Source organism: Pseudomonas sp. C9-3 (assembly GCF_032392015.1).
In the GTDB taxonomy this organism is placed as follows: Bacteria; Pseudomonadota; Gammaproteobacteria; order Pseudomonadales; family Pseudomonadaceae; genus Pseudomonas; species Pseudomonas nitroreducens.
The window spans coordinates 1,706,482-1,724,851 of sequence record NZ_CP135919.1 but is presented as its reverse complement, the minus strand read 5'-3'; the positions used below and the strand labels follow the sequence as shown (position 1 = coordinate 1,724,851).

The following is an 18,370-nucleotide window of genomic DNA, read 5'->3' as shown; positions in this document are numbered from 1 at the left end:
CGAATGGGAACCGGCGGATAACCTGTTCCAGGTTATGCGCCCTACACGGCTGAGCGAATCACACCCGCTCGACGACCAGCGCCACGCCCTGCCCGACGCCCACACACATGGTGCACAGGCCGAGCTTGCCACCAGACTTCTGCAACTGATGCACCGCTGTCAGCACCAGCCGTGCCCCGCTGGCGCCCAGCGGGTGACCGAGGGCGATGGCGCCGCCGTTGGGATTCACCCGCGCGTCGTCATCGGCGACGCCGAGATCACGAGTGACTGCCAGCCCCTGTGCAGCAAAGGCTTCATTCAGCTCGATGACATCGAACTGATCCATCGACAGATTCAGGCGCTCCAGCAGCTTGCGCACCGCCGGCACCGGGCCGATGCCCATCACCCGTGGCGCGACGCCGGCGCTGGCCATGCCGAGTACTTTCGCACGCGGCGTCAGGCCGTGTTTCTTCACCGCTTCGGCACTGGCGATGATCAGCGCCACGGCGCCGTCGTTGACGCCCGAGGCGTTGCCGGCGGTGACGGTCTTGCCTTCGCCGTTGACCGGCTTGAGCTTGGCCAGCGCTTCCAGGGTGGTATCCGGGCGCGGATGCTCGTCGGTGTCGACCACGGTCTCGCCCTTGCGACCCTTGATCACCACCGGGACGATTTCCTCGGCGAAGTAACCGTTGGCCTGGGCGATGCCGGCACGCTGCTGGCTGCGCAGGGAGAAGGCATCCTGGTCGGCGCGGTTGACGTTGTAATCGTCGGCCACGTTGTCGGCGGTCTGCGGCATGGCGTCCACACCGTACTGCGCCTTCATCAGCGGGTTGATGAAGCGCCAGCCGATGGTGGTGTCTTCGATCTTCTGGCCACGACCAAAGGCGCTGTCGGCCTTGCCCATCACGTAGGGCGCACGAGACATGGACTCCACGCCGCCGGCGATGACCAGTTCGGCCTCACCACTGGCGATGGCGCGGAAGGCGGTGCCTACCGCGTCCAGGCCCGAGGCGCAGAGACGGTTGAGGGTCACGCCCGGCACGCTCTCCGGCAGGCCCGCCAGCAGCAGCGCCATGCGCGCGACGTTGCGGTTGTCCTCGCCGGCCTGGTTGGCGCAGCCGAGGTAGACCTCGTCCAGAGCGGCCCAGTCGACCTGCGGATTGCGCTCCACCAGCGCCTTCACCGGCACGGCGGCGAGGTCGTCGGCGCGCACACCGGCCAGCGAGCCGCCGAAGCGGCCGATGGGCGTGCGCACGGCGTCGCAGATGAAGACATCGCGGCTCATTCCTCACCTCCCAGCTGACCGTGGGCGGCGGCAGTGCGAGCTTCCAGGGCACGCAGGGCGGTCAGTTCGATCTCGTTCGGGGCGACGGTTTCGCTCACCTGCTCGGCGAAGCGGATCGCCCAGCCGGTGTTCTCGACCACCTGCTCGCGGGTCACGCCCGGGTGCAGCGAGGTGACGATGAATTCGTTGCTGCCGGCTTCCGGTTCCATGATGCACAGGTCGGTGATGATCGCCACCGGGCCTTTTCCGGGAAGGCCCAATTGCTGGCGGTGGTCGCCGCCCTCGCCGAAGCCGACCGAGGTAACGAAAGCCAGCTTGTCGACGAAGGTGCGGTGCGACTGCTTGAGGATGATCAGCACTTCCTTGGCGGAACCGGCAATCTCCGGTGCCCCGCCGGCGCCCGGCAGGCGCACCTTCGGCTTGTTGTAGTCGCCGATGACGGTGGTGTTGATATTGCCGAAGCGATCGACCTGGGCCGCGCCGAGGAAGCCGACGTCGATGCGCCCGCCCTGCAGCCAGTAGCGGAAGATTTCGCCGGTGGGCACCACGGTGTCGGCGGTCTCGGCCAGTTCGCCGTCGCCGATGGACAGCGGCAGCACGCTGGGCTTGGCGCCGATGGGGCCGGATTCGTAGATCAGGACCACGTCAGGGGACGCGGTCAGGCGCGCGAGGTTGGCGGCCTTGGACGGCAGGCCGATGCCGACGAAGCAGACGGCGCCGTTCTTCAGGCGGCGGGCGGCGGCCACGGTCATCATTTCATTGGTGCTGTAGGCGCTCATCAGTTGGCCTCCGCGAGCTTGGTCTGGAACTCGGCAAAATCCTTGGTGCCGCGGATGTAGGTATCGATCCAGGCGTTGAAGGTGTCGCGGTCACGGGCGATCGGGTCCCAGGCCTGGTAGAAGCGGTTGTCACGCTCGGAGTAGCCGTGGGCGTAGGACGGGTGCGAGCCGCCGGGCACGTGGCAGACGGCGGACAGTGCCCAGGTCGGCAGCACGCAGGAGTTCATCGGCGCGTTCAGGTCGTCGACGATTTCTTCCACGGTGACAATGCAGCGCTTGGCGGCCAGGGCGGCCTCCTTCTGCACGCCGAGGATGCCCCACAGCAGCACGTTGCCCTTGCGGTCGGCCTTCTGCGCGTGGATCACGGTGACGTCCGGGCGAACCGAAGGCACGGCGGCCAGTTGCTCGCCGGTGAACGGGCAGTTGATGAACTTGATGTTCGGGTTGACCTTCGGCAGGTCGGAACCGGCGTAGGCGCGCAGCACGGCGAACGGCAGGCCCGAGGCGCCGGCGACGTAGGAGTTGGCGAGGTCGGCGTGGCTGTGTTCGTCGATCTCCAGTTCGCGCGGCCAGCCCTTCTCCACCGCGTCACGCAGGCGGTGCAGCGAACCGACGCCGGGGTTGCCACCCCAGGAGAAAGTCAGCTTGCGCACGCAGCCGGCGCCGATCAGCAGGTCGTAGACCAGGTCGGGCGTCATGCGTACCAGGTGCAGGTCTTTCTTGCCCTGGCGGATCAGCTCGTGGGAAGCGGCGGTCGGGATCAGGTGGGTGAAGCCTTCGAGCGCGACGGTATCGCCGTCGTTGACGAAGCGCTCGACCGCTTCGCGGAGAGTCAGGAGTTCAGCCATGGTCGGTCTCGTTGTAAGGGTGGTGCGGGTGGGAAAAAGGTACCGCCGGGGGGATGGACGAACAATGCGATAATCGACTATTGGTGCGAATATCGAACACTTCTCTTAGGGGGCTAACGGCTGCTCTGGGAGTAAGGATTGCCACTTGAGCGAGTCTGCGGGAGGCGCGGTCTTTTGTAGGAGCGAGCTTGCTCGCGAACCCGCCCAGCGCTGGAGCGGCCGGGGAATCCGTTCGCGAGCAAGCTCGCTCCTACAGGTTTCAGGCTTGCTGCAGCGCGCGGGGGCGGTTGCTGCGGTCCTCGGCATCGGCGGAAACCGCCTGCTGCAGCTGGAAATCGAACTCGATCTCGGCGAAGCGCCCTTCCACGCCGCGTGCCCTGGCAGCGGCTGCGTCCTCGACGAAACGCACCTCGCCGATCAGCCCGTCGCGGGTGGCGTAGGCGAAGTCGTCCCACAGGTACTGGTCGCCGGCCAGGTTGATCTGCGTGGTCAGGTGGCGATGCCCCGGCGCGGAGATGAAGAAGTGGATGTGCGCCGGGCGCTGGCCGTGGCGGCCGAGCTGGTTCAGCAGCTCCTGGGTCGGGCCGTCCGGCGGGCAGCCGTAGCCGCTGGGCACGATGCTGCGGGCTTGGTAGCGGCCTTCGGCGTCGGTGACGATGCGGCGGCGCAGGTTGTACTCGGACTGGGTGCTGTCGAAGTACGAGTAGGTGCCGTTGGTGTTGGCGTGCCAGAGGTCGACTACGGCGCCAGCCAGCGGCTTGCCGTCGAGGTCGAATACGCGGCCGGAGAGGAACATCACGGTGCCGGCATCTTTTCCGTCATCCATCCGCGCTTCGCCTTCGGACAGCGGCGCACCGGCCACGTACAGCGGGCCTTCGATGGTGCGCGGGGTGCCGCCTTCGATGCCGACAGCAGCGTCCTGGGCGTCCAGCAGCAGGTCGAGATAATGCTCGATGCCCAGGCCGGCGACCACCAGGCCGGCTTCCTGGCGAGCGCCGAGGCGGTTGAGGTAGTCCACGGCTTTCCAGAACTCGTCGGGGGTGACGTTCATGTCTTCGATGAGCTTCGCGGTGTCCTGCAGGATGCGCAGGACGAGGTTCTTCACGCGCGGGTTGCCGGCATCGTTCAGGGCGCCGCTGGCTTCTTCGAAGAAGGTCTGGATATCGGCAGTCTGGGAAATCTTCACGGTCATGGTGCGATCCTCAAGTCTTGTTCTTGTTGAGTCGTACGGAGCGACTGTCAGCGGTCGTCGGAATGGATCGAGGACGGATGGCGGCAGAGCCCGTCGACCTCGATGTCCATGTAGGGGAACAGCGGCAGCTGCATCAGGGTGTCGTGCAGCTCCTCGACACTGGCGAGGTCGAACACGCTGTAGTTGGCGTAGTGCCCGGCGATGCGCCAGAGGTGGCGCCACTTGCCCTCGCGCTGCAGGCGCTGGGCCAGTTCCTTCTCGTCGGCCTTGAGCTGGGCGGCCTTGGCCGGGTCCATGTCGACGGGCAATTTCACGGTCATCTTCACGTGGAACAGCATCGGGTCATCTCCTCTATCGGGCAGTCGGGAACAGGTTGAAAGTCAGGTGCGGCGGAAGCGCGCCAGGCGCTCTTCGTCCAGGGTCAGGCCCAGGCCGGGTGTGCGCGGCACGTGCAACTGGAAGTCGCGGTACACCGGCGCTTCGGTAACGATTTCCTCGGTGAGCAGCAGCGGGCCGAACAGCTCGGTGGCCCAGGTGAGTTTTTCCAGGGTGATGAAGGCGTGGGCCGAGGCCAGCGTGCCGACCGCGCCTTCGAGCATGGTCCCGCCGTACAGCGCGATGCCCGCCGCCTCTGCAATCTGCGCGGTACGCAGCACAGCGCGCGGGCCGCCGTTCTTGGCGATCTTCAGGGCGAAGATGCTGGCTGCGCCGTCGGCGGCGAGACTGAAGGCGTCGGCCACGCTCTCGATGGATTCGTCGGCCATGATCGGTGCCGGGCTGCGCTGGTTCAGGCGCACCTGGCCGCTGCGGTTGATGCGCGAGATGGGCTGTTCGATCAGGTCGATGCCGTTCTCGCCGAGCACCTGGCAGCCGCGGATGGCCTGGGATTCATCCCAACCCTGGTTGACGTCCACGCGCACGCTGGCGCGCTCGCCCAGGGCCTTCTTGATCGCCACCACGTGCTTGAGGTCCTGCTCCAGCGGGTTGGCGCCGATCTTCAGCTTGAAGATGCGGTGGCGGCGGATCTCCAGCATCTGTTCGGCTTCGGCGATGTCGCGGGCGGTGTCGCCGGAGGCCAGGGTCCAGGCCACTTCCAGGCTGTCGCGCACGCGGCCGCCGAGCAGCTCGCTGACCGGCAGGCCAAGGCGCTTGCCCTGGGCGTCCAGCAGCGCGCTCTCGATGCCGGAGCGGGCGAAGGTGTTGCCCTTGATCGACTTGTCCAGGCGCTGCATGCACGCGTTGATGTTGCTCGCGTCCTGGCCCTGCAGCAGCGGCGCGAAGTGCGCGTCGATGTTGGCCTTGATGCTTTCCGGGCTCTCGTTGCCGTAGGCCAGGCCACCGATGGTAGTGGCTTCGCCGATGCCTTCGACGCCGTCGGAGCAGCGCAGGCGGATGATCACCAGCGTCTGCCGCTGCATGGTGTGCATGGCCAGCTTGTGCGGGCGGATGGTCGGCAGGTCGACGATGATCGACTCGATGCGTTCGATGACGGGGCTACTCATGGACGGCGTTCCGTTCTGCTATTTCTGAAGTGGCCGGGCTGCCAGCTGGCGATACCCGGAGGGTCTTTTCGCGATTCAAGAAGGATTGCGCCGGGGCCTGCGGCCAGTCCAATATCGATGCCGTCTTGTGCATACCCTGGAGGTATCATGGAGCTGCGACACCTGCGCTACTTCCGCGAAGTGGCCGGCACCCTCAACTTCACCCGCGCCGCCGAGCGCCTGCACATCGCCCAGCCGCCGCTGAGCCGGCAGATCCAGCAGCTTGAGGAGCTGCTCGGCGTACCCTTGCTGGAACGCGGCCGGCCGCTGCGCCTGACCGACGCCGGGCGCTACTTCCACGAGCAGACCGGCACCCTGCTGGCGCAGCTGGAGGGCATCTGCGAAAGCACCCGGCGCATCGGCCTGGGCGAGCGCCAGTGGTTCGGCATCGGTTTCGCGCCGTCGACGCTGTACGACGGCCTGCCCGAGCTGATCCGCGAGCTGCGCAGCGATGCCGGGCTGGAGTTGGGTTTGCAGGAAATGACCACGGTGCAGCAGGTCGAGGCGCTGAAAAGCGGGCGCATCGACATCGGCTTCGGGCGCATCCGCATCGACGACCCGGCGATCAGCCAGATCGTCCTGCGTGAGGAGCCGATGGTCGCCGTGCTGCCCGCCGGACACCGTCTGCTGGGTCACCCAGTGAGCCTGGAGCAGCTGGCCGGCGAGGACTTCGTGCTCTACCCCGCCAACCCACGCCCCAGCTACGCCGACCATGTGCTGGCGCTGTTCGCCAATCACGGCCTGAGCGTGCGTATTGCGCAGTGGACCAACGAATTGCAGACCGCCATCGGCCTGGTCGCCGCTGGCCTTGGCGTGGCGCTGGTGCCGGCGTCGGTGCAACAACAGCACCGTGCCGATATCGGCTACGCCACGCTGACCGATGCCGAGGCAGTCTCGCCGATCATCCTCAGCCTGCGCCGGGGCGATGTCAGCGCACCGCTGCAACGCTGCCTGCAGCTGATCGGCGCGAAACTGCCGTGAGCGGAGCATGGCGGCGCCTCAGCCCAGGTCGCCGCCACCCACCGGCAGGGTCACGCCGGTGATGTAGCTGGCTTCGTCGGAGGCGAGGAAGAGAATCGCCCCCACCTGCTCGTCGATAGTCCCGTAGCGCTTCATCAGGCTGCTGCTGACGGTCTGGTCGACGATCTGCTGGTACCAGGTTTTCTCTGCTTCGCTCTGCTGTGCCGCATTGCGCGGAATGCGCCGGGGCGGCGCCTCGGTGCCGCCGGGCGCGGTGGCGTTCACCCGCACGCCGCGCTCGGCGGTCTCGAAGGCCAGGCAGGCGGTCAGCGCGTTCACCCCGCCTTTCGCCGCGCCGTAGGGCACGCGGTTCACCCCACGGGTGGCGATGGACGAGACGTTGACGATGGCGCCCGCACCCTGCTCCAGCATCGGCACCAGCGCCGCGCGGCAGCACCACAGGGTGGGGAACAGCGAGCGACGCACCTCGGCTTCGATCTCCTCTTCGGCGTAGTGCTCGAAGGGTTTCGCCCAAATGGTGCCACCGACGTTGTTGACCAGGATGTCGAGGCGGCCGAAGCGTTCGTGTGCCTGATCGACCACGCCCTGGCAGTCGGCAAAGCGCTCCAGGTCCGCGGTCAGGGTGAGGATTTCTCCGTGCTGGCCGAGGGCGTCCTGCAGTTCGTGGACGATCTCGGAGCGGTCCACGGCGATGACCTTCGCGCCCTCTTCCACCAGTCGTTCGGCGACGCGACGGCCGATGCCCTGGGCGGCGCCGGTGACGAGGGCGATCTTGTTGTTGAATCTTTTCATGGTGACCTCATGGCACTGAGGCGAGCACAACCTGTTGGAGCGCGCTTGCTCGCGAACCAAAGCCCCGCTGCGAAGCTGTTCGCGAGCAAGCTCGCTCCTACGAAGAGCCGCCCCGCGTGGGTTGTCGGGAATCAGGCAGCGCTGGCGGCGAACTTCTCGTAGTAGAAATTCGCCGGAGTGATGCCCTGTTCTCGGATGTACTGGCTGACCGCCTCGACCATCGGCGGCGGCCCGCAGAGGTAGATGTCCACTTCGCCATCGTTCAGGTGCGCCGGCGTGATGTGCTGGGTGACGTAGCCCTTGCGCGGGTAGCTGCTCTGGGGGCTGGCCACGCAGGCGCTCCAGGTGAAGTTGGGAATGCGCACGGCGAAGGCTTCCAGGCGATCCAGCTCCACCAGATCGAAGTCATGGGTGACGCCGTAGATCAGGTGCAGCGGATACTCGCTGCCACGCTCGGCGATCTGCTCCAGCATCGCGGTGAAGGGCGCCAGGCCAGTGCCGCCGGCCAGCAGAAGCAGCGGCCGCTTGATCTCGCGCAGGTAGAAGCTGCCCAGCGGACCGGCCAGGGTCATGCTGTCGCCGGCTTTCGCCAATCCGGTGAGGAAGCTGCTCATCAGCCCGCCCGGCACATTGCGGATCAGGAAGCTCACCTCGCCATCCTTCTGCAGCGAGCTGAAGGAGTAGGCGCGGCTCTGTTCGCTGCCCGGCACCTGCAGATTGACGTACTGCCCCGGCAGGAAGGCGAGCTTGCTCAGCGCCTCGCCCTGGATCGACAACGCGATGGTGCTTTCGGACAGTTGGCGCACGGCACTGATGCTGGCCTCGAAGCTGGCCTGGGCGGTCTTGCAGACTTGCGACGATGCCGGCACGCGCACCACGCAATCGCTTTGCGCACGCATCTGGCAGGTGAGCACATAGCCCTTCTCGGCTTCGTCCTCGGTCAGGGCATCTTCGATGTATTCCTGGCCCAGGTCGTAGCGGCCGGTCTCGGCGAAGCACTTGCAAGTGCCGCAGGCGCCGTCGCGGCAATCCAGCGGGATGTTGATGCCCTGGCGGTAGGCCGCATCGGCCACGGTTTCGTTGGGGCTGGCGTCGATGAAGCGGGTAACGCCGTCTTCGAAGTTGAGTGCGATCTTGTTCATTTCATTCGCCTCAAAAACGCGGCTTGAAGCGTCGCGAGCGCAGGCCGGGCAAGGCGGAGGACGGTTCGGAAGCGCAGTTCACTCTAGTGAATGAGCATTACGGACCGTTCTCCAACGCAGCACGGGCAAGCGCAGTAGCTTCATGCCGTGTTTTTCAGATGTGGTAGATGTCGATGACTTGCCTGACGTAATCGTTCTTCAGCACGACCTTCTTGGCCTTCACCAGCGGCTGCTCGCCAAGCACGTCGAGCGTGTAGAAACTGGTGCCGAAGTAGCTGTCGACGGTCTTGTAGCGGAAGCTCAGGGTGTGCCAGTTGAAACGCACCTGGCACAGGCCATCCGCCTCGCTCAGCACCTCGATGTTGCTGAGGTTGTGCGAGGTGCGGGTATCGGGCAGGGTCGCGCTGGAACGCTCGGTCCTGATGCGGAACACGCGGTCTTCCAGGCCGCCACGGCTGCCGTACCAGATCAGCGAAATCTCCCGCTGCGGGTCTTCGGTGAGTTGGTCGCGGTCGTCCCAGGAAGGCATCCAGAAGGAGGCGTCGGCGGCGTACAGCTCCAGCCAGGCGTCCCAGTCCTTGTCGTCGAGGTAGCGCGCTTCGCGGTAGAGGAAATCGCGCACGGTTTCGTAGCGGCTCATCACACGCCCTCCTCTTTCAGTGCGATGCGATTGGCCTGCTCGGTGGCCAGTGCGTCGATCATGGTCTGCTGCCAGTACTGGTGCTGCAGCACGAACAAGCCTTCATCCTCGGTGCGCACCCCGGACAGCGCCGGCGCCAGGTCGATTTCCCGTGCGGCCTCGTCCGCGCCCTCGATCCAGTGCTTCGCTCCGCGCGACATGTCGTTCCAGCCACCCGCACTGCCCTGGTAGGCCTGCTGGCAGGAGCGGAATTCCTCCAGATCGTCCGGCGTGGCCATGCCGCTGACGTTGAAGAAGTCCTCGTACTGGCGGATGCGCTGGGCGCGCGCCTCGCTGCTCTCACCCTTGGGCGCGATGCAGTAGATGGTGATCTCGGTGCGGTTGACGTCGATGGGCCGGGCGATGCGGATCTGCGAGCTGAACTGGTCCATCAGGTAGACGTTGGGGTACAGGCAGAGGTTGCGCGAGTTCTCGATCATCCAGTCGGCGCGGGCACGGCCGTGGTCGCGGGCCAGCTCGTCGCGGCGCTCGAAGGCCGGGCGCGCCTCGGGGTTGGCCCAGCGGCTCCAGAGCAGCAGGTGGCCGTGGTCGAAGGAGTAGAAACCGCCACCATGCTTGGCCCAGCCACCGGCGCTCATGGTCTTCACTTCCTCGCCGGCTTCACGCTGCTGACGCTGGCTCTGGGTGGCGGCGTAGTTCCAGTGCACGGAACTGACGTGATAGCCGTCGGCGCCGTTCTCGGCGGTAAGTTTCCAGTTGCCCTCGTAGATGTAGCTGCTCGATCCGCGCAGCACTTCCAGGCCTTCGGGGGACTGGTCGACGATCATGTCGATGATCTTCGCTGACTCGCCCAGATGCTCCACCAGCGGCTTGACGTCGGCCTTCAGGCTGCCGAAGAGGAAGCCACGGTAGGACTCGAAGCGCGCGACCTTCGTCAGGTCGTGGGAGCCTTCGCAGTTGAAGCCTTCCGGGTAGCCGGCCTCGGCCGGGTCCTTGACCTTGAGCAGCTTGCCGGAGTTGTTGAAGGTCCAGCCGTGGAACGGGCAGGTGTAGCTGGAGCGGTTGCCGGACTTGTGCCGGCAGAGCATGGCGCCCTTGTGGCTGCAGGCGTTGAGGAAGGCATTGAGCACACCGTCCTTGTTGCGCGCGATGAAGATCGACTGGCGACCGATCATGGTCGTCAGGAAGTCATTCTTCTCGGGGATCTGGCTTTCATGGGCGAGGTAGACCCAGTTGCCTTCGAAGAGGTGGGTCATCTCCAGGTCGAACAGGCGCGGGTCGGTGAACATTTCCCGGCGGCAGCGGTAGACGCCCTTCGCGGGGTCTTCCTCAAGCAGTGAACGCAAGTAGTCGATACCCAGGGACATGGCCAGGGCCTCCGTTGTTATTGTTCAGGCAGGCTCAGGTTAGGGCTGGGTACGCGGGGGCAATATCCGCTTTGTGCAGAGTGCTATCCGTTTTGTGCAGGCGTGCTGGTGAGCGGATGCCCTTGATTTGTGGCACAGGATTCGCGAGCAAGCTCGCTCCTACAGGCAGGGGCTGCCTCTGTGTGCTCTTGAGGGCTTCCAGAGCGACTTCCGAGCACTCCGAACGGCCCCGTTCAGGAGGCCTCGTTGAAGCGCAGTTTCAGGGGTTGAGCGACATGGATGTCGCGAGAGCCGCGATGGGCCAGGGATGGCCCTTCGTGGGGGGACGCCTAGTTCGGGCCCCTGAAACTGCGCTTCAACGAGGGAATTTTTCGCCTAAGCGAAACCGGGGCAAGACCTTTGGTTACTTTGGGCGGGGCGGCCATCCGTCGTTTGCCAAAGTGACTCGCCCGAGGGGGCGAAACGAAGAGTCCGAGTGCACGCCGATGCGGCGCAGGACGCCCAAACGGCACACCAATCCAATCTTGGAACCAAGGCTAACCAGCAGGAACGGCTCAGGTGCGACGCTTGAAAGTTTCCGAAGGCAACTCGCCAAACTGCTGCCGATACCCCTCGGCAAACCGCCCCAGGTGCAGGAAGCCATAGTCCAGCGCCAGCTCGGTCACGCTGCGGACATTGCACGCCGGGTCCGCCAGGCACGAGCGAATACGCTCCAGCTTGAGCCGGCGGATATATTGCCGCGGCGTGGTGCCGGCCTGGCGCTCGAACAGCGCGTACAACGAGCGCAGGCTCATGGACGCCTGGCGCGCCAGGGCTTCGACATCGATGTCCTCACGCAGGTGGCCTTCGATGTACGCCTCGATGCGCTCGAAGGAGGCGCTGCCGCCAGCGATGGGCTCGCGACTGACATTGGTCTTCAACAGGGTCAGCAGCTTGCTGGCGACAATCTGCTGGTAGTGCTCGTCCACCCGAGCCAGACGTTCGCCAGCTTCGGACTCCTGGCAGACCATCGACAACAGGTTCACGAAGCCTTCCAGTTCGCCCAGCCGGTAGCGATTCTCGGTGAAGCGCACGCCACCGCGCGGTGCGTTCCAGCGCTGCTCGGCGCAGATGGCTTCGAGCAGGGTCACCGGAATCTTCAGGATGAATTTCTCGCAGTCGTCCGAGTAGGTCAGGTCGACCGGATCATCCGGGTTGATCAGCAGCAGCTCGCCCGGCGCCAGGTAATGCTCCTGCCGCTGGCCGCGCCAAAGGCAGTGGCCGCTGAGGAGAATCTGCAGATGGAAGATGCTTTCCAACGCCGGCGAGGTGACGCGCACCGCACCGCCATAGCTGATACGGCAAAGGTCGAGGCTGGCGAAGCGGCGGTGGTTGAGGCTGGCCTGGGGATGACCGTGCGCCGGCAGGCGCAGGTCGTGGGTGCCCACATGCTGGTTGACGTAGCCGGATACCGCATAGGGATCAGCGCGCTCGAACACGCGGCTGCGCTCGCTCAGCAGGCTTTGCATACAGGCACTCACTCTTGTGGTTGGCCGCGCTCTTCGGCGCGGCTCGTGTGCCCAGTCTATGCCGTGGCCCAAGGCATGGGCAGTAGCGGAGATGGGCGGTCGCGCGGGCGGTTCAGGGCGACGGCAGGCCCGCGTCTGCGTCCCACCCTAGGGACCCTCCCCGCTGGGCGCAATTCGACCTGTGGTGCAGTGTTCGCCAATCGCCCGCTTTCGTTAACCACTCATTGCCAACAAGTGGTGCCGGTTCCCGTGCCGGTATTGCTGCGGGTACCGGCCTGGTCGAGGATCAGGGAGAGGCACTCGCTGTCCTTGGCCTGGGCTCCCTTGGCAGTGGCAGTGAGCGTGTAGCTGGTGGCAGTGACATTGGAAATCGCCAGGCTGTAGTACTGCAGTCCGTTGACGTAGCTGGTCATGTTCAGTGCGCCAGCATTACTGGCATAGGCGTTGTTCTGCGTGTAGTAGCGCTCCTGGCGGGCGGCCGCCTCGCTGAGCAATGCCTGGCCTTCGACACGATGGCTGCGCAGCACGTAACGCTGGTAACTGGGGAACGCGACCGCGGCGAGGATGGCCACTATCACCACCGTGATCATCAGTTCGATCAGGGTAAAACCGTGCATCGGCCGCCGTATCTTTGTCATCGCCCTACTCCTTCGCCTGGCGTCAGTTGGGGTTGGCCGGCTGCACCTGCCAGGTGCGCCTTCCGCTCACGCTGCCGAGATTGGTGCTGATGCCGTCCAGGGTATTGTTGGGGGTATCCGAGTTGCCCCAGGTGTAGCCGCCGGACAGGGTGATATCGCCCCCGCCGGTGATGAAGCCCGAGAGGCTGTCGAAAGTGCCGTCGCCATTGAGGTCGAAGACGTTGTAATCGGTACGGGCGCCCGACTCCGGGTTCACCGCGTAGACGGTGCCGGAAAGCCCTGCCGTGCAGGTTCCGGTCTGTGGCGTGATGGTGCTGAGGATGATGCTCGATCCATACAGCGTCATGTCGTAGATCAGGCGCTCGCCGCTCTGGGTGAAGTCGAAGTACCAGCCCCACTTGTTGACGTTGGCATCGGCGGTATTGCCCGAGGTGTCGTACCAGGCCACGGCGTTGGTGCTGAGGCTGTAGGTCGTCGCGCCATTGGCGGTGGTAGCGCTGAGGGTCTGCGCCTGCAGGCTGCTGCGGGTGCGCGCGCCCGTCAGCGATGTAGCAGTGGCCTCGCCGGCAGTCTTGCGGTCCCAGATGCCGTAAAGGCTCTGCACGCCGGTGGAGGTCTTGTCGGCGGTGACCAGATAGCGCCCTGTGCCGAAGGTGACGATGTAGCCAATGCCACCGGGATGCTCCAGCAGCGACGGCGCAGCAGTGATCGGCTGGCGCGTGCCGTCGGCGTTGCGCGCGACGTACAGCGGGCTGCCGCCGAAGGACACGCCATAGCGCGCTTCAGCGGCCGTCGAGTTGAGCGGGTCGGCCACGGCAGTATCGATCAGGTCGAAGCGCCAGAGGTTGCCCAGCAAGTCGCCGCCGTAGGCGTAGTCGGCGATGCCGTCGCTGTTGACGTCGGCGACGAACAGACGCGAGAGGCCGTTGCTCAGGGCATCCAGCCCGGCCGTTTCAGCGGCGGTCAAGCTCGGCGTGGCAGTGATCTTTCGCAGCAGCGTGCCGGTCTGGATATCGATGATCAGCAGCGAGGCGGTACTGCTGCCGGTGTCATAGCCATTGGGCACCAGCGCCACCCACTTGCCGTTGTGCAGACGGGCGATGGTCGGGCGCGCAGCGGTGTAACCCAGGCTGCTGTCGTTGTCGCTGGTGAATTCCCAGAGCAGCTTTGGCGCGGCCGGGTCGCTGACGTCGAGGGCGAAGACTTCGCGCCCACCGCCCCCCAGGCTGCCGACCAGTACCTTGTGCCAGTCGGCGCCGTAGTAGACGTCGGCAACCACGGGACTGCCGTCGACGAAGTATCGGTGCTCGGTGCCCTGGTTCTTCCCGTAGTCGGTGGCGGTGAGCGCGTTGAGGTTGGGGATCACCGCGCTGGGAATGAAGGCGAAGAGCTCGGCGCCAGTGCCGGCGTTGAAGGCATGCAGCATGCCGTCATTGGCGCCGACGTAGACGGCTGCCGGCTTGCCTGCCTGGACGGTGGCGTAGGCAGCGTATTTGGTGGTGCCCTCGAGGGCGTCGGCGCGAGACACCAGGTAGTCGCTGCCACTGACCAGCGCCGGCGAGGAGTTGATGATGTCGCCGATCAGCGAGGCACGGGTGCGGAAGGTACTGTTCTCGCCACGCAGGAAACCGACGCGCGCCTGCCCCTGGCTATCGACCACACCTGTCACGGTGCGGTTGAGCTGGGTCTGCTGGGCGGTAGTCAGGTTGCCCCAGTTGAACGCCGTGAGCGCGCCGGACTTGGCGAACAGGATGTTGCGTGAACCGGGCGCACCCAACTGTGCAGAGGCACGCCAGACGACGGTGCTGGTGGCCGAGGTGCCGGTGCGTGTCTTCTGCCGCTTCACCACGTCGCCAGTCCAGTCACTGGAGGTGAAGCTGGTGCCGTAGACGTACTGGCCACTGTCCAGGGACTGCGAGTCGACCGCCACGGAAGTGACCGAGGTGTTGAGCTGGAGGATATCGTCGAACGCCGATTTCAGCTGGGCTGCCAGTTGGCTCGGGTCGCTGACCAGGAAATAGTTGTCCGGCACGCCGTCGCCATCGCGATCCCAGCTGTTGAGGTCGGTCTTGCCGTACTTGGCGGCATACCACAGCGGGTCCTGCAGGGTGGTCACGGCGGTGGTCGCCGAGGGCGTGAAATTGCGCGTGTGATAGGCCAGGCGATTGCCGCTGAGTGCCCCACTGCTGCCACTCAGGCCAGGCAACAGGGCACAGGTGATGGAGGAGCAATCGCCGGGGGATCGGCCGTCGGGGGTGTCGAGCTTGTAGCGGGTGCTACCGCTGCCGCCGCCGGTGACCTCCAGGTACACGCCGTCCTTGGTGGTGCCGGCCATGGTATAGCCCATGTGCGATTCGTCCCCGGCCACCGAGTATTCGGTCTGACTGGTCACGTCCACGGTGCCGTCGCCCTTGGCCGTCACTGTGTAGAGCACGATGGCGTCCATGTCGTAGTCGCGGCCCTGGGCCGAATCGTCGTAGACCACGCGGAAGGTGATGGAGGTGAGGTTGCCGGCGCTGTCGCGGGCCAGGGTGTCGACGTAGAACCCAGTGATCTGGCTGACCACCCCCTGGCTGACGTTCATGCTGAAGGGCACCAGGCGCAGGGTGCCCTTGCTGGTCTTGATGCGGATATAGGGCAGGGTCGAGGACAGCGCGATGGAAAAGCTCTGCACCTTGTTCGAACCGGCGGTGGTAAGGACATTCTGGCTGCCGAAATAGGACACCGCGGAAGCCACATAGCTGCCCTGCCGGGTCGGTTCCTCCGCCAGGCCGCGGATGGTGGCGAAACTGCTGGCGGTCTTGGCGGTGGGCGCAGAGTCGTTGGTGCTGCCCGATTGGCCGACGTTGACCGAAACGCTGCCGCCCACCTCGCGGCTCCACAGGGTGGCGCCGATGCTGGCGAAGTCGAAGCCGATATCGGTGGTCGGTCGGCTGTCGGTGCCGAGCGTGCTGCCCGGCACGTCGGAATCGTAGCTGGGGTTGATGTCGCTCATCAGCGTCATGAACGGCCGGGTGCAGGACGGGTAGGTACTGTAGGGGTTGCTCCAGGTGGTCAGGCTGGAGAGACCCAGGTTGGTATCGGCCGTGCCGGCGGCATAGGCGCTGTTGGGCGCCTTGCCCGCGTAGTAGCGCAGGGTTTCGTAGCTCATCTCGCCCAGCGGGTTGCCCCAGTCGACGCATTTGCCATTGGTCAGCGGATTGAGGTTGTAGCCGCTGGAATCGGTGCAGCCGGCGGAAAAGACCAGGCGGTCGAGGTTGGCGACTATGCCGCTGTTGTTCACATAGCAGCGACCATTGAGGCAACCGGTACCGGTGATGGCATCGGTGAGGAAGCGCCCCGTGGAACTGCTGTATTCGTTGCTGAAGGACGAGGCTGCCTTGCGCACTACCCCGCCGCGCAGGTTGTTGGTGTAAGTGCCGGTGACCAGGCCGAAGTACATCTTGTCCGCCGAGCCGTAGTCGTGCAGCACGCCGGTCGGTTTGTAGACGCTGCCGTACTGGGTGCAGTTGCTTTCCAGCAGCCCCGCCACGCAGACCCGCACCCGCACATTGAGGTCGTAGGCCGGGATGATCGTTGTGTCACTGTTGGTGGTGCTGGTGATGGTGTTGGTGCCCTGGGCCGACTCACGCGAAACCCATCCCCAGATGCGATAGGTGCCCAGAGTCTGCTGAGTGCTGGTAATGATCCGCAGCCGCGGCACAGCACTGCTGTTGTAGGCGGTCAGCGTGCCAGTGCCGATGGAGGTGTTGGCGAAGAGCACGTACTTGCCATTGGTGGGCGCGCTGATCGGTGTGTAGTCGGCGATGTTGTAGCCGTCGCGGGCCACGCTCAGGTATTCCTTGCCCCAGCTGTGCGCGTCATTGGGGATGAAGGCGCGCTCGAGCACGGTGGACAGGGTCGTGTCGGTGGAGCGGTAGCCCCCGTAGAGCACCTTGCGCAGCACGTCCTGGCGCGACATGGTCAGGTAGTTGAGGTAGTCGCCGCTCCAGCGCCCCAGCGCACTGCCGCACTTCTTGTTGGCCGTGGTGGTGGACGGTGTGAACGCTCCGCTCAGCGCATCGTAGAGGTAGCACTTGTAGGAGTCGAAATAGCCGGTGTAGTCGATGCCGGGCTTGTAGTAGGTATCCAATTGACCGTCGCCGTCGATGTCGGAGGCATCGTTGTAGGCCGGGAAGTAGAGCTTCTGGTCACGGCCGACCACCAGCATGTTCATGGGTGGGGCGATGTTGCTGACGAACAGTGGCGTCTGCGCCAGGGAGGCTCCCCAGGCCTGGGCTACCGCCAGGCAGGACAACAGCAGGAACAGCGTCGCGCGCAGCATCTTCATGGCATCGGCATCCTTGTACGACCGGAACGATTCAAGGGATCACCAGCCCGAAGGTCGAGCGCAGGCACAGCGCATCGGCACCGCAGGCCTTGCTGGTGGCGGTGCCCTTGTAGGCCTGCGAGTTGACCTCGTAGTAGTAGGTACAACCCACCTGCCCCTTCGACAGGTAGGAGTTGGCGCTGCCCCCTGCGCCGCCCTTGCAGTTGTTGGAGATGTAGCGCAGGTACCAGCGCGCACTGCGCAGCAGGCTGGTGCCACCGTCCATGCCGGAGTAGAGGTTGGACTTGCTGAAATCGGTGGTGTAGTTCGTCGCCTGGGCAGCGAAGCAGGGCGTGGTCCCCGCGGTGCAGTTGTCCAGCGCGCGGGTACTCTTGCGCAGGCGCCCTTCCCCTTCACGCAGCGCGGACTCGGCCGCACTCATCAGCCGCTGCTGCTCCAGGCGATTGCCAGTCATGCGACCCTCCAGTTGCATGCCGCGCATGCCACTGACGGCAGCCAGGGTAATCAGCAACAGCATCACCAGCGCGACGAACAGCACCGCTCCGCGCTGCCGTGGGAAAGACTGTCGGTTCATGGCATCAGGTTCCTCAACATGCTGGTGCCGCTGACGATGCGCCGCACCGGCCCATCGCCGTCAGTGCAGGCCTTGCTGCCGTAAAGGTCCTGCCAACGCTGGCAGGTAGTGGCAGCCAGGCCGCCGCTCACCGAGCTACTGCTGGCCAGCAGCACGGCGTAGCGCAAGCTGCGCACCGTCTGCCCGCTGGCGGGGGTGGCGACGTACTGCGCCACCTGGCGATTGAACTCGTCGCTGCTGGTGTCCACTCCGAAGTCGAAGCGCACCGCCACCACGTTATCCACCAGGGTGGTGCCGTTGCAGGTCAGCTGGCCGTTGCTCAACGTGAGCTTCTCGACCACGTTGTTGCTGGGGCTGTAAGTGCTGTAGGGCTTGCTCACCCCCGCACGACTGGCCAGCGAAGCGCCGGTGCAATCCACGTCGGTGGTGTCGCGCGGCTGGTAGCGCAGGCAGACGGTATTGGCGTCCACCCGCACCAGCGCCTGTCCGGCGGTAAAGACACAACCGTTGCTGGTCTGCGCGGGAAAGGCAGCGGTCATCCGCGAAGACGGCAGGCGCCGGTAGCCGGCTTTCGTCAAACGCCCGTCCAGCATCTGCTGGGCGTAGCGGGCGCTGTCCTGGTTCTGCGCCTGGCCGTCGAAGTAGCGCGAACGGTTCTGCCCGTCGAGGAACATCTGGGTCACACCCAGGATCAGGAAGAGGCTCAGCCCCATGGCGATCATCAGCTCGATGAGCGTCACCCCCGCCTGAGCGCACGCACTTGACCGATGCATC

16 protein-coding genes are annotated in these 18,370 nt (G+C 65.3%); 1 reads left to right on the top strand and 15 read right to left on the bottom strand.

The annotated features are described in order from the left end of the window. Window positions 1-58 precede the first annotated feature (58 nt). The 6 genes from pcaF to RS899_RS07845 all read right to left on the bottom strand — a co-directional run bounded on the left by pcaF (window position 59) and on the right by RS899_RS07845 (window position 5,585). Window positions 59-1,264, bottom strand: a complete 1,206-nt coding sequence (gene pcaF / locus RS899_RS07870; protein ID WP_054907655.1) for a 3-oxoadipyl-CoA thiolase — start codon at window positions 1,262-1,264, stop codon at window positions 59-61. After that, the gene (locus RS899_RS07865) at window positions 1,261-2,043 is read right to left on the bottom strand and encodes a CoA-transferase subunit beta (protein ID WP_054907656.1); all 783 of its coding nucleotides are present in this window, start codon (window positions 2,041-2,043) and stop codon (window positions 1,261-1,263) included. Before RS899_RS07865 ends, pcaF begins: the two co-directional genes overlap by 4 nt. Beyond that, window positions 2,043-2,891, bottom strand: a complete 849-nt coding sequence (locus RS899_RS07860; RefSeq protein ID WP_315809558.1) for a CoA transferase subunit A — start codon at window positions 2,889-2,891, stop codon at window positions 2,043-2,045. Before RS899_RS07860 ends, RS899_RS07865 begins: the two co-directional genes overlap by 1 nt. Before the next feature lie 259 nt (window positions 2,892-3,150). Further along, the gene (gene catA / locus RS899_RS07855; RefSeq protein WP_315809557.1) at window positions 3,151-4,083 is read right to left on the bottom strand and encodes a catechol 1,2-dioxygenase; all 933 of its coding nucleotides are present in this window, start codon (window positions 4,081-4,083) and stop codon (window positions 3,151-3,153) included. A 47-nt stretch (window positions 4,084-4,130) separates the two neighbouring features. Next, entirely contained in the window at window positions 4,131-4,421 is a 291-nt protein-coding gene (gene catC, locus RS899_RS07850; protein WP_017519458.1) for a muconolactone Delta-isomerase, read from the bottom strand. Window positions 4,422-4,463: 42 nt separating this feature from the next. After that, window positions 4,464-5,585: a muconate cycloisomerase family protein gene (locus RS899_RS07845; protein ID WP_233300051.1), complete on the bottom strand. Its 1,122-nt coding sequence runs from the start codon at window positions 5,583-5,585 to the stop codon at window positions 4,464-4,466. A 147-nt stretch (window positions 5,586-5,732) separates the two neighbouring features. Between RS899_RS07845 and RS899_RS07840 the strand changes: the two genes are divergently transcribed. Continuing rightward, the gene (locus RS899_RS07840) at window positions 5,733-6,605 is read left to right on the top strand and encodes a LysR family transcriptional regulator (protein ID WP_315809556.1); all 873 of its coding nucleotides are present in this window, start codon (window positions 5,733-5,735) and stop codon (window positions 6,603-6,605) included. A gap of 18 nt (window positions 6,606-6,623) precedes the next feature. Here RS899_RS07840 and RS899_RS07835 read toward each other — a convergent pair whose 3' ends face one another. The 9 genes from RS899_RS07835 to RS899_RS07795 all read right to left on the bottom strand — a co-directional run bounded on the left by RS899_RS07835 (window position 6,624) and on the right by RS899_RS07795 (window position 18,369). Further along, entirely contained in the window at window positions 6,624-7,397 is a 774-nt protein-coding gene (locus tag RS899_RS07835; RefSeq protein WP_315809555.1) for a 1,6-dihydroxycyclohexa-2,4-diene-1-carboxylate dehydrogenase, read from the bottom strand. 131 nt (window positions 7,398-7,528) lie between these two features. Continuing rightward, window positions 7,529-8,539, bottom strand: coding sequence for a benzoate 1,2-dioxygenase electron transfer component BenC (gene benC / locus RS899_RS07830; RefSeq protein WP_315809554.1), 1,011 nt, complete (start codon window positions 8,537-8,539; stop codon window positions 7,529-7,531). 154 nt (window positions 8,540-8,693) lie between these two features. After that, window positions 8,694-9,179, bottom strand: a complete 486-nt coding sequence (gene benB, locus RS899_RS07825) for a benzoate 1,2-dioxygenase small subunit (protein ID WP_054907663.1) — start codon at window positions 9,177-9,179, stop codon at window positions 8,694-8,696. Beyond that, window positions 9,179-10,546 (bottom strand): benzoate 1,2-dioxygenase large subunit, encoded by a 1,368-nt coding sequence (gene benA, locus RS899_RS07820; RefSeq protein WP_315809553.1) that lies wholly within the window; start codon window positions 10,544-10,546, stop codon window positions 9,179-9,181. The genes benB and benA overlap by 1 nt, the downstream gene beginning before the upstream one ends. A 554-nt stretch (window positions 10,547-11,100) precedes the next feature. After that, window positions 11,101-12,054 carry an AraC family transcriptional regulator gene (locus RS899_RS07815; RefSeq protein WP_233300056.1) on the bottom strand — a complete coding sequence of 318 codons (954 nt, stop codon included), beginning with the start codon at window positions 12,052-12,054 and terminating at the stop codon, window positions 11,101-11,103. 221 nt (window positions 12,055-12,275) lie between these two features. Then, window positions 12,276-12,692 (bottom strand): type IV pilin protein, encoded by a 417-nt coding sequence (locus tag RS899_RS07810; RefSeq protein ID WP_315809552.1) that lies wholly within the window; start codon window positions 12,690-12,692, stop codon window positions 12,276-12,278. A 22-nt stretch (window positions 12,693-12,714) separates the two neighbouring features. After that, window positions 12,715-17,022 carry a pilus assembly protein gene (locus tag RS899_RS07805; RefSeq protein ID WP_315809551.1) on the bottom strand — a complete coding sequence of 1,436 codons (4,308 nt, stop codon included), beginning with the start codon at window positions 17,020-17,022 and terminating at the stop codon, window positions 12,715-12,717. 31 nt (window positions 17,023-17,053) lie between these two features. Next, complete coding sequence (locus RS899_RS07800) at window positions 17,054-17,596, bottom strand: pilus assembly PilX family protein (RefSeq protein ID WP_233300058.1); 543 nt, start codon at window positions 17,594-17,596, stop codon at window positions 17,054-17,056. Beyond that, window positions 17,593-18,369 (bottom strand): PilW family protein, encoded by a 777-nt coding sequence (locus RS899_RS07795; RefSeq protein WP_315809550.1) that lies wholly within the window; start codon window positions 18,367-18,369, stop codon window positions 17,593-17,595. The genes RS899_RS07800 and RS899_RS07795 overlap by 4 nt, the downstream gene beginning before the upstream one ends. Window position 18,370: the final 1 nt, after the last annotated feature.